Origin of the sequence: Bradyrhizobium sp. (assembly GCF_049586575.1) — a bacterium.
Lineage (GTDB): Bacteria > Pseudomonadota > Alphaproteobacteria > Rhizobiales > Xanthobacteraceae > Bradyrhizobium.
Window position 1 is genome coordinate 1 of sequence record NZ_JBAVCF010000484.1, and the last position, 11324, is coordinate 11324.

The 11324-nt window shown below is 61.5% G+C and carries 13 protein-coding genes; 4 read left to right on the forward strand and 9 right to left on the reverse strand.

What is annotated here, in order from left to right; genetic code table 11:
• From WB528_RS18680 to phaR, 3 genes are all read right to left on the reverse strand, one after another.
• Nucleotides 1–143: PIN domain-containing protein (locus WB528_RS18680; protein ID WP_423889886.1), on the reverse strand; the 143-nt coding region annotated here is incomplete at its 3' end.
• Entirely contained in the window at nt 140–373 is a 234-nt protein-coding gene (locus WB528_RS18685; protein ID WP_423889874.1) for an antitoxin, read from the reverse strand. The genes WB528_RS18685 and WB528_RS18680, both read right to left, overlap by 4 nt.
• A gap of 754 nt (nt 374–1127) precedes the next feature.
• A complete protein-coding gene (gene phaR / locus WB528_RS18690; protein ID WP_423889875.1) occupies nt 1128–1718 on the reverse strand; it encodes a polyhydroxyalkanoate synthesis repressor PhaR in 591 nt (196 codons plus the stop codon).
• Nucleotides 1719–2026: 308 nt separating this feature from the next.
• Between phaR and WB528_RS18695 the strand changes: the two genes are divergently transcribed.
• From WB528_RS18695 to WB528_RS18705, 3 genes are all read left to right on the forward strand, one after another.
• Nucleotides 2027–3205: an acetyl-CoA C-acetyltransferase gene (locus WB528_RS18695; protein ID WP_423889876.1), complete on the forward strand. Its 1179-nt coding sequence runs from the start codon at nt 2027–2029 to the stop codon at nt 3203–3205.
• A 187-nt stretch (nt 3206–3392) separates the two neighbouring features.
• Complete coding sequence (gene phbB / locus WB528_RS18700; RefSeq protein ID WP_423889877.1) at nt 3393–4118, forward strand: acetoacetyl-CoA reductase; 726 nt, start codon at nt 3393–3395, stop codon at nt 4116–4118.
• Between the two features lie 127 nt (nt 4119–4245).
• Nucleotides 4246–5115 carry a DMT family transporter gene (locus tag WB528_RS18705; RefSeq protein ID WP_423889878.1) on the forward strand — a complete coding sequence of 290 codons (870 nt, stop codon included), beginning with the start codon at nt 4246–4248 and terminating at the stop codon, nt 5113–5115.
• Between the two features lie 5 nt (nt 5116–5120).
• Here the strand turns inward: WB528_RS18705 and WB528_RS18710 are convergent, their stop codons facing one another.
• A complete protein-coding gene (locus WB528_RS18710; protein ID WP_423889879.1) occupies nt 5121–5552 on the reverse strand; it encodes a cupin domain-containing protein in 432 nt (143 codons plus the stop codon).
• Between the two features lie 15 nt (nt 5553–5567).
• Nucleotides 5568–6335: a hydroxyacylglutathione hydrolase gene (gene gloB / locus WB528_RS18715; RefSeq protein WP_423889880.1), complete on the reverse strand. Its 768-nt coding sequence runs from the start codon at nt 6333–6335 to the stop codon at nt 5568–5570.
• Between the two features lie 286 nt (nt 6336–6621).
• On the opposite strand from gloB, the gene WB528_RS18720 reads away from it, so the two are divergent.
• On the forward strand, nt 6622–7365 hold the full coding sequence (locus tag WB528_RS18720; protein WP_423889881.1) for a class I SAM-dependent methyltransferase: 744 nt from the start codon (nt 6622–6624) through the stop codon (nt 7363–7365).
• Nucleotides 7366–7401: 36 nt separating this feature from the next.
• On the opposite strand, the gene WB528_RS18725 is transcribed toward WB528_RS18720, so the two are convergent.
• The 4 genes from WB528_RS18725 to WB528_RS18740 form a co-directional block, all read right to left on the reverse strand.
• A complete protein-coding gene (locus tag WB528_RS18725) occupies nt 7402–8142 on the reverse strand; it encodes a DUF4167 domain-containing protein (protein WP_423889882.1) in 741 nt (246 codons plus the stop codon).
• 525 nt (nt 8143–8667) lie between these two features.
• Nucleotides 8668–9552 carry a peptide chain release factor N(5)-glutamine methyltransferase gene (prmC, locus tag WB528_RS18730; RefSeq protein WP_423889883.1) on the reverse strand — a complete coding sequence of 295 codons (885 nt, stop codon included), beginning with the start codon at nt 9550–9552 and terminating at the stop codon, nt 8668–8670.
• Nucleotides 9553–9645: 93 nt separating this feature from the next.
• A complete protein-coding gene (locus WB528_RS18735; RefSeq protein WP_423889884.1) occupies nt 9646–10344 on the reverse strand; it encodes an ABC transporter ATP-binding protein in 699 nt (232 codons plus the stop codon).
• Nucleotides 10341–11324: ABC transporter ATP-binding protein (locus WB528_RS18740; protein WP_423889885.1), on the reverse strand; the 984-nt coding region annotated here is incomplete at its 5' end. The genes WB528_RS18735 and WB528_RS18740, both read right to left, overlap by 4 nt.

Here is an 11324-nt window from a genome sequence, read left to right on the forward strand (position 1 = left end):
CAGCCATATCGCAGCTCTGCGGCCACGATGATGCTGGTACAAATATTGTCCTCGCCGCGGTTGGCGATTTGCCTGGCCGCTTTACCCTGCGGGTTTCTGATCAGATCGGAGATGATGTTGGTGTCGAGCAGGTAACGTGTCAAAGCACGCGCTCCCGCGGCACGGGGTCATCCACTTCCGGAAAGTGCTCGTCGATCGGTTTCATCGATTTAAGCAAGGCAAGCAGTTCACGCCTGCGGACTGGCTCGATCACCAGCCGCTCTCCGTCGCGGTGCATGATGGCCTCATCGCCCGGCAGTTCGAACTCCACGGGAATCCGGACCGCCTGGTTGCGGCCGTTGCGAAATAGCTTGACGTGGCGCTGTTCGGTCATGGGGTGTTTCCCTGACATATGCCATAGACAATGCCAATCCGCGCTTCCTCGCAAGTGCGGTTTCACGGTTTGCCGGTCGTGCCAATCTGTCGCGGGTGACCCCTTGCGTTGTCGGGCAAATCACCTTTAGAAGCCCGCGCCATCCTGTCCCACCACGAGGGGCGGCTCGCGATCGCCACGAACGCGGGGCAGGGAGCGGTGGACGCTGGTCCCCTCGCATGGCGTGCGGGAGGCAAGCGGACGGCGAAGCCGTGTGGTCCTGACGCCCCGACGCTGGCGTCAACTCGCGACAATGTTTTCACATTGCGCGGGGATGGTGGCAAGAAAGCCCGGTTCACCAGGGAGAGCGCGGAGCAAGCCGTTAAAACCATTGCGCAGGGAATGCCGGTGTGACCGGTGAACCTGTGGTGACTTGCTCGTGTGCTTTTTATTTTCGCACGCGAGGCCGCGGGTGCGCTTTCGCATCCGGCATTCCCTGCACCCTTGTTTTCGAGGGGCGGATTTTTTTGCAATGCCTCGGGCGCAGCGCGCCGCGGGAAGGTGGAGATGTGTCTGGAATGAGCCGCCGTCATTTCCGGGCCGCGCGCAAGCGCGAACTATGGTGCGCAATTACGCACCTGAGGTCTGCGCCTTTCGGCGCATCCTGGAATGACGGCACATAAAACGTCGATGGCCGGGACATCTCGTGCGAAGACGCGCTTCTGCCCGGCCATGACGACTAGATAACGATGCCGGGAAGATGCAGGTAAGAGCTTCACTCTTCCTTCTTCGGTTCCTTCGACATCCGGTCGAGGCGATCCTGCATGTCCTTCATCTGGCGGCGCAGATCGTCGATATTGTCGGCCGCAGGTTCCGGGACCTTTTCGACGTCCCCAAGCGCCGACCCGCGCTGCGGCACGAACGGCTTGAACATCGAGAACGTCTGCTGAAACAATTCCATGTTGCGGCGAACGTGCTCTTCCAGCGGTGCAAAGGGTGTTCCGCTGAAGGTATCGGTGAGCTGCTTGCGAAACTTTTCCTGCTCACGCGTCAGCGTATCGATCGACTGCTCGAGATATCTCGGCACCACCATCTGCATGCTGTCGCCGTAGAAGCGGATCAACTGCCGCAGGAACGTGGTCGGCAACAGATTTTGCCCGGCCTTGTTTTCCTGCTCGAAGATGATCTGCGCGAGCACCGAACGGGTGATGTCGTCGCCGGTCTTGGCGTCGTAGACGAGGAAGTCCTCGCCGTCCTTGACCATGGCCGCGAGGTCCTCAAGCGTCACGTAGGTGCTCGTGCCGGTATTATAGAGCCGTCGATTTGCGTATTTCTTGATCGTGGTGGGTTGGTCTGATTTCGCCATGGGGGCTCGCACAGAAACCGGGAAAAGGAACCCAACGGGGCCGCCGAAGGGCCGAAGTCAACGCATTGCAGCAAAGGTAAGCATTTTCAATGCCGTTCGGCTACCGTTTTGTGCGGCACGGTTAATCCCAAAGCATGGGTACGGCTCAGGAAAGCACCAGCGGCGCTATTTTGAATGCGATGCGGCGACTAGCGGATTGACATGCCCTCGCGAGGTTAACAGATTAAAGGCGAGACAGGCCCGCCATGCTGGTGGTTCGCCCGCCGCCGAGGCTTAGAAGCCCAAGAACTCAAACTCAGGAGATGTCCATGTCAGACGATGTCGTCATCGTCAGCGCCGCCCGCACCGCGGTTGGAAGTTTCAACGGCGCATTCGCCACCTTGCCGGCCCATGATCTCGGCGCCGTTGCCATCAAGGCCGCGCTGGAGCGGGCCGGGATCGAGCCGGGTCGTGTTTCGGAAGTCATCATGGGGCAGATCCTCACCGCAGCCCAGGGCCAGAATCCGGCCCGTCAGGCGTCGATTGCAGCCGGTATTCCGGTGGAGAGCCCGGCCTGGGGCGTCAATCAGCTTTGCGGCAGCGGTCTGCGCACGGTCGCGCTCGGGTATCAGGCGCTGCTCAACGGCGATTCGGAAATCGTCGTCGCCGGCGGCCAGGAATCCATGAGCATGGCCCCGCATGCGCAATATCTGCGCGGCGGCGTCAAGATGGGCAACCTGGAACTCGTCGACACCATGATCAAGGACGGGCTGTGGGACGCCTTCAACGGCTACCACATGGGCAATACCGCCGAGAATGTCGCGCGGCAGTATCAGATCACCCGCGCCCAGCAGGACGAATTCGCGGTCCACTCGCAGAACAAGGCCGAGGCCGCGCAGAAGGCCGGCAAGTTCAAGGACGAGATCGTGCCGGTCACGATCAAGACTCGCAAGGGCGACGTCGTCGTCGACACCGACGAATTTCCGCGTCATGGCGCGACGCTGGATGCGATGGCCAAGCTTCGCCCGGCCTTCGAGAAGGACGGCACGGTTACCGCCGGCAGCGCGTCGGGCATCAACGACGGTGCGGCCGCCGTGGTGCTGATGACCGCCAAGCAGGCGGCCAAGGAAGGCAAGAAGGTATTGGGGCGCATCGTGTCGTGGGGGCAGGCCGGCGTCGATCCGAAAATCATGGGCACGGGTCCCATTCCCGCTTCGCGCGCCGCGCTCAAGAAAGCCGGCTGGAGCATCGGCGATCTCGACCTGGTCGAGGCCAATGAAGCCTTTGCGGCGCAGGCCTGCGCGGTCAACAAGGATCTCGGCTGGGATACCTCCAGGGTCAACGTCAATGGCGGTGCGATCGCGATCGGCCATCCCATTGGTGCGTCCGGCGCGCGCGTGCTGGTGACGCTGCTGCACGAAATGCAGAAGCGCGATGCCAAGAAGGGCCTCGCCACGCTGTGCATCGGCGGTGGCATGGGTATCGCGATGTGCATCGCACGCGATTAAAAAGACGGCAGCGGTTGCGAACGCTTTGTTCTTTCGCAGCTGCACATCTCTGAACTAAAGAAAGACGCCCGGAACATCTTCCGGGCGTTTCTTCTTGATGTTCATCAAACCGCCCGCTTAATTCATGAGCTGAATAGCAAAGCGCGTTTTCAAAAAGCCGACGGAAACCCAAGGGAAGGATTCGATCATGGCACGTGTTGCACTGGTGACGGGGGGGACGCGGGGAATTGGAGCTTCGATCAGCAAGGCATTGAAGGCTGCGGGTTACAAGGTCGCTGCCTGCTATGCCGGCAACGATCAGGCCGCGGAAAAATTCAAGGCTGAAAACGGCATTCCCGTCTACAAGTGGGATGTGAGCTCGTTCGAGGCCTGCGCCGCCGGCGTCAAGCAGGTCGAGTCAGATATTGGTCCGATCGAGGTGCTCGTCAACAACGCCGGCATCACCCGTGACGGCGCATTCCACAAGATGACGCTCGATCAGTGGAACGCGGTGATCAACACCAATCTCGGCTCGCTGTTCAACGTGACTCGTCAGGTGATCGAGGGCATGCGCGCCAGAAAGTTTGGCCGCATCGTCAACATCTCCTCGATCAACGGCCAGAAGGGCCAGTTCGGCCAGGTCAACTATTCCGCCGCCAAGGCCGGCGATATCGGATTCACCAAGGCGTTGGCGCTGGAGAATGCCAAGGGCGGCATCACGGTGAACGTGATCTGTCCCGGCTACATCAACACCGAGATGGTGCAGGCGGTGCCGAAGGAAGTTCTTGAAAAGAGCATCTTGCCGCAGATTCCGATCAACCGGCTCGGCGAGCCCGAAGAGATTGCCCGCGCCGTGGTCTTTCTGGCCGCGGACGAAGCCGGCGCCATCACCGGCTCGACGCTGACGATCAATGGCGGACAGTATCTGGTGTGACGGGCCTTCCCGTCATTGCCTGCGGCAAACGAGAAGCGTTTGCGCAACGGAGCGCTAGCGACGAAGCAATCCGGTTTCGCTATTAAAGCCAGATGGATTGCTTCGCTCCGCTCGCAATGACGGCCGTATGACCTCCCGAACCGCTACCCTGATCGGACTGACCGCAATCCTGATGTGGTCGCTGTTGGCCGTATTGACGGTTGCGACAGGGAAGATTCCGGCGTTTCAGCTGGCTGCGATCACCTTTGCGATCGGCGGGCTGGTAGGGCTATCCACCTTTATCGGACGCCCGCAAGCGTTGTCGGCGCTGCGACAGCCGCCGCTGGTGTGGGCCGTCGGCGTCGGCGGGTTGTTCGGCTATCACGCGCTGTATTTTCTCGCGCTGCGTTTCGCGCCGCCGGCGGAGGCCGGACTTCTGAACTATCTCTGGCCGCTATTGATCGTTCTATTCTCGTCGTTTCTGCCCGGCGAGCGGCTGGCACCGCATCATGTCGTTGGCGCGTCGGCAGGGCTTGCGGGCACGGTGTTGCTGCTGAGCGGCAACGGCCTGTCGGGCTTTACGCCGGGGCAGCTTCCCGGCCTCGCGGCGGCTTTTGTCGCTGCCTTCGTCTGGGCGATTTACTCGGTGATGTCGCGCCGGCTCAAATCGGTGCCGACCGATGCGGTGGCGGGCTTTTGTCTGGTGACCGCGCTACTCGCCGCGTTCGTGCATGCGCTGGTCGAAAACACGGTATGGCCCGAGTCGGTGTGGCAATGGCTTGCGGTCGTTGCGCTCGGCGTCGGACCGGTCGGCGCGGCGTTCTATGCCTGGGACGTCGGCATGAAGCGCGGCGATATTCGCGTGCTTGGCGCGGCGTCCTATGCGACGCCGCTAGCCTCGACCGCGTTTCTGATTCTGGCTGGCTTTGCAAGACCGAGCGCAAGCATCGCCTTCGCCGCGGTGCTGATTGCGGGCGGAGGATTGATCGCGGCGAAAGACATGTTTCGGAAGCGCTAGAGACCCTAGTCCGGCTTCCAATCCTTTGGCGCGAGCTCGAACGTCGCGAAATCGAATCCCGGCGCGACGGTGCAGCCCACGAGCGTCCAGTCGCCGGTTGATTCCGCGGCCTGCCATGCATGCGCCGGCACGATCGCTTGCGGTATCTGGCCTGAAGCCAAATCCGGCCCGAGAGTGATGCTCCTGCTGCCGGCTTGATCGGCGATCCGCAAAGCCAGTGCATCGCCGGCATAGTAATGCCAGATCTCTACCGCATCTATCCGGTGCCAGTGCGAACGTTCGTCGCGCGACAGCAGAAAATAAATCGCGGTCGAGCGCGAGCGGCCGTTGGTGTCGCAATCGGAATCGCGAAATGTTTCGCGAAAATGGCCGCCTTCCGGATGCGGCTTCAGATCAAGGCGTGTGATGATATCGGCGGCGGAAGGCCGTTTGGCCATCAGGATTGCCCTAGATCAGGATTTATTCTTGCGTTCACGCAACTCGCCGAAGATTTCGGCGGCGCTACGATCTTTCATCCGAACGCTGGCGGCGACCGAAGGTTCGTCCGCGCGCAGGAACACGTTGGCCTTCTTCTCCTCGCCAAGCAGCGTCGGGATCGTCGGCTTGTTCTCGCTTCGAAGACGGTTCACTTGCTCGGCGCGCGCTTTCAGCGCGGCGTTGTCCGGTTCGATCGTCAGCGCGAATTTGATGTTGGAAGCGGTATATTCATGGCCGCAATAGAGCTTGAAGTCGTCGGGCAGCGCCCGCAGCTTGAGCAGCGAGTCCCACATCATCGGGTAAGTGCCTTCGAACACCCGTCCGCATCCGATCGAGAACAGGGTGTCGGCGGCAAACAGCGCCTTCTCGTTGTCGAAGACATAGCTGACATGGTCGAGTGTGTGGCCCGGCGTCTCCAGCACTCGCGCCAGCGAGCTCCCGACCTTCAGGACGTCGCCCTGCTTGGCGCGAAGATCGACATTGGCGATCTTGGTCGACTTGTCGTGAGGGGCGACCACGCGGCATTTGTATTTGTCTTTCAGCTCAGCGACGCCGCCGACATGGTCGTGGTGGTGATGGGTGATGAGAATATCAGTCAAATTCCAACCCTCGCGCTCCAGGGCGGCGATGACGGGCGCGGCTTCGGGCGCATCGATCGAGGCGGTCGCCTTGGTCGCTGGATCGTGAATCAGATAGCCGAAATTATCGGACAGGCAGGGGAACAGGCGGATTTCGGCGGCCATGACATCTCCGTTGTTTTTTGCGGGTAGCTGCCCTGAGCATGAAATAGGGCGTTAACGGCGAATGAGCAATGCGCGAATGGCCGCCCAATCCAGTGGAGTGGATTTGACATTCGCTAACTCACCCAGCCGCAGACCCGGAATGCGAATGTCATATTCTAAACTTCACTGAAATCTTATATTTAGCCATTGGTCCTTTCGATTTTAACATTCGCAAAAGTGGCCGCTGAGGAGGGATGCGAATGTTAAAATCGGACCAATGGTCCCTCGCCGTGATAGATTGCGGCCCATGTCCATCGATGTAATCGACCTCCGGGATTTCTATTCGCAACGCCTCGGCATCGTGGCGCGGCGGCTGATCAATCGCGGCATTCATGCCCGCTGGTCTGAAGCCGAAGGCCAACGTGTGCTCGGCATCGGTTATCCGACGCCCTATCTCGGGCTGTTTCGCGACTCCTCCGAGCGCTGCATCGCCTTCATGCCGGCGGCACAGGGCGTGCTGAAATGGCCGACGGCGCGGCCGACATTGGCGGCGCTGGTCGATGAATTTTCGCTGCCGCTGCCGGACGCTGCGGTCGACCGCATCTTGCTGGTTCACGCGCTGGAAATGTCCGACGACCCGGAGGGTCTGTTGCGCGAAGTGTGGCGGGTGCTGGCGCCCTCGGGCCGGGTGATGGCGGTCATTCCCAACCGGCGAGGGGTATGGACCCGCACCGATCATACGCCGTTCGGCCACGGCCGGCCCTATTCGCGATCACAGATTACGCAGTTGCTGCGGCAGACCTGGTTTACGCCGATCGGCTGGGGCGAAGCCTTGTTCGTGCCGCCGCTTGCGGCCGGCTGGTTCCTGCGCTCGGCGGTAGCATGGGAGCGCGTCGGGGCCGCGATGTCGCTGCCCTTTGCGGGCGTCCACATCGTGGAGGCAACCAAGCAGGTTTACCGCGCGATCCCCGCGCACCGCGAGCGCACGCGCCTCATTCCGGCGCTGCCGCCGGTGCTGGTGCCGTCGTCATTCCAGCGTGACGACGGATAAATTTCAGCAAGATACCCGGAGGAAGCGCGGCGCTATCTATTCATTCCCCGGATTGAAATCGTCGCCGGGAGCGGCGGGTGCAGCCGCCACACCTTCGGGGCGCGGCCCATGCGGACGGCGGCGGCGTCGCGGGAATCGTTCGCGTTCGCCGCCATTGCCCTCGAAGCCGCCCTGTCCGCTATTGATCTGCGGCTGCGGTCCGGTGATGAATGAGGGCAGCCGATCGACGCCGCCATTATCCGGAATCGAAGGTTGCTGCGGTTGCTGATATTGCGGTGGGTTGCGTTGCTCGCGCTGATGTTCACGCGGCTGCTGCTGTTCACGCGGCGCGTAAGATTGCTGATGGTCCCGCTGATTGTTGTCGCGGGGTACGAAGGGTTGCTGCTGCTGTTGTACTGGGACAAATCCCGGCTCTTGGCCGAAACTTGAGAAGCCCTCGTCGTCCTCGCCTTCCTCCGAGATCATCTCGGCATCTGGCCGCGGCTGCTGCGGTTGGTTCTGGCGGAATTGCTCCTGCGCAGCGGCAATCAGGCGGAAGTAATGCTCGGCGTGCTGATAGTAATTTTCGGCGGCGACCGGGTCGCCGGAGGACCGCGCGTCGCGCGCCAGTTGCACATATTTTTCCGCGACGTGAGACGCAGTGCCGCGGATTTTGATGTCCGGTCCGTTCGATTCGAACACCCGGGTCATCGGGTTTTGGCCACGCCGGTTATTATTGTTACTGTTGTTATTGTTATTTCGGTTACGCATCCGCTTGTTGTTCTGACCGTTTCTCATGTCGTGCCTTTGATCCAGCCCTGAAATTGCCCTGTCTCGAAACTCCTCGGCCCCAGATCGAGGAGCTTTGGAGCGCCGTTATTCGCTTCTTCAATCTTGCGCGTCGACCAATCCTGCGCGCGCGATACGCTCGCGCGCCGGACCCGAACCGCCGCTTATTTCCACACAGATTTGCCGTACGTCGCAGTCAACAAAGACGCGTTCCCCACCAGCTCGGCGTGCGTCGCCGGCCGCATCAAATCATTACGCCTGCCAAAACAAGCACAGGTTTCGAGCGTGATTTTTCAAGCGCAATATCAGGCTTTCGTTCGCTTTGCGGTCGGCAGCAGCGCAGCTCAACCCAAGCCATCGCGCGCTAAAGGACCTGCGTTTTGGAACCTTTCACTCGGGGCGGGCTCTCATTTTGAGAACTCTGGCCTCAATCCGTATCTGTCTACGGAGCCAGTAACCCTGGACCGACGTTGATCGGAACGTAGTCGCTCCGGGGCAATATTCCAAGTGGTTTTTTTGCATTTCAATCAGGCTTTATCGGGGTGGTTTCCGGCCCGCGACGGCCCGCGGAATGCCCGCTAAGTCGGCCTTTGGGGGTCCCTCGGACGTTAACCCTGAGGCGGCGAGCAATTCGGCAATAGGGCCGCTTTGGCCGCATCCGGCTTCGACAATCAGCGCCGCGCCGGGCGTGAGCAAGCGAGCGGCCTGTGGGATCAGTTCGCGGTAGGCATCGAGACCATCGGCGCCGCCGTCCAATGCCGCGAAGGGGTCAAAGTTGCGCACCTCGCGGCCAAGCTCTGTGATCTCCGCCGAGCGAATGTACGGCGGGTTCGACACGATCAGGTCGAACTCACCGGACAGCGCCGCCGCATAGTTGCAGGCGACGAAGGCGGCACGAGCGGCAAAACCAAGATGAGCGGCGTTACGGCTGGCCGTTCGCAACGCCTCCAGGCTGATGTCGGTGCCGACACCGGTCGCGTTAGGCCACTCAGATAATAGCGCGAGCAGAATTGCGCCAGACCCAGTGCCGATATCGGCGATACGTGGCGATCGATTAGTCCCGTGTTCACCGCGTTCCATTTCGAGCGCCAGCTCGACCACGGTTTCGGTGTCGGGCCTCGGTACCAGCGTCGCCGGCGAAAGCTGCAAGGCCAGGCCCCAAAACTCCTTGACGCCGAGAATGCGCGCGACCGGCTCGCCGGCAAGGCGCCGCTGCATGAAGTTTTCAAGAGACGCTGCCTCGTCTTGCGTGACGATCCGCCTCGTCGCCGTGATCAGTCCGGTGAGGTCGAGGTGGAGCGCAGCACCGGCGAACATGCGCGCGTCGAGTTCGGCCGAATCGATGCCGGCCGATTTCAGCCGCGCGGTCAGTGTGCGCCGCGCGCTCTCGACGGTCGTTCTGGAGAACGGATCGCTCAACGCAAGTGCCTGTTCTGTTCCACTTGTGATGGATAGGACGGCATAGGCGCCTGCGTCAACGCAAGCCCGCGGTGTATCGCGGGCCAGAAGAAGCTAGACTCCCAGATAGCGCTGCAGCAGCTCCGGCTGCGCCTTCAGTTCATTGGCCGGTCCTTCGTGAACGACGTGGCCATTGTTGATGATGTAGATCCGCTGGGCCAGTGCCAGCGTCGCTGCCAGGTTCTGCTCGACCAGCACGATGGTCTGGCCGGCCGCAGCGAGATCCCGGCAGGCCTTGACGAGGTCGCGGACGATGACCGGTGCAAGTCCCTCGAACGGCTCGTCCAGGAGGATGATCTTGGGGTCGCGCACCAGCGCGCGCGCAATCGCCAGCATTTGTTGTTCGCCGCCGGAGAGCTCGGTGCCACGGTTATTCCGCCGTTCCTTCAGCCGTGGGAACATCTCGTAGATGCGCTCGAGCGGCCAGCGCTTTTCGGCCGTGACCCCGGCGATGATGATGTTCTCTTCGACGGAAAGGCTGCCGAAGATGCGCCGCTCCTCGTGAACGAGCTGCATGCCGGCCTGGGCGATCTTGTGGCTTCTGCGCCCGGCGATATCGACGCCGTCGAACATGACGGTGCCGCTGCGCGGCGTCACGACGCCCATCAGGCTCTTCAGAGTCGTGCTCTTGCCCGCGCCGTTGCGGCCGAGCAGGGCTACCACCTCATGCTGTTCGACGCGCATGGCGACATCGAACAGGATGTGGGAATCGCCGTAATAGCTGTTGAGACCGTTGACTTCGAGCAAGCTCATGCGTCGATCACTCCGTGAACGCCGCCAAGATAGGCTTCCTGCACAGCAGCATTGGTCTTGATTTCATCCGGCGTGCCATGAAGCAACACGCGGCCCTCCTGCAGCACGGTGACCCGCTCAGCCAGTTCGAACAGCGAATCCATGTCGTGGTCGATAATGATCATGGTGCGATCGCGCGCGATGGACCTGAGCAGCTTGACGGTTTCTACCCTTTCGTGCGGGCTCATGCCGGCGAGTGGCTCGTCCAGCAACAACAGGCCGGGCGAAGTGGCGAGCGCGAGACCGATCTCGAGCCTCCGCTTCTCGCCGTAGGCGAGTGCGGATACCGGGGTGTCGGCCCGCCTGGTCAGGTCGACCCTCTCCAGGGTGTGCTCAACCAACTCCGGCAATCCCTTGACGCTGTCCAGGCTGCGGAAAAGATCGAGCCGGAACTTGCCGCGCAGACGGGCGAGTGCTGCGATCACAACGTTATCGCGCACCGTCAGTCCCGCAAACAACTGGTTGACCTGGTAGCTCTTGGTCAATCCCAACTGGCAGACTTCGGTGACGTTCATCCCCGTTATGTCTCGCCCCTCGAACACGATCCGGCCCGAGGACGGAGCGATCTCGCACGTGAGCATCTTGAAGAAGGTCGACTTGCCGGCGCCGTTCGGCCCGATAATTCCGCGCAACTCGCCCCGGTTGACGCTGAAATCGATGTTGCTGTTGGCGACAAGACCGCCGTAACGCTTGGTGAGGCCGGTGGCCTGCAGGATCGGGCCGGAATATTCGGCTCGTCCGGCCGTTTCGGCAGGCAACGGCGCCGGCGCAGCTTGCGTCGCGACTTCGATGCCAGACGTCTTCTGTACAGGTTCAGCCGCAGAGCTAGGCGGCGCTTCCTTTGCGGCATCCTTGGTTGGTTTGCGCGAGAGAAAGCGATAGAGGTCGACCAGGCCGCCGACGATGCCGCCCCTCAGGAAGCAGACCAGCAGCACGAAGAC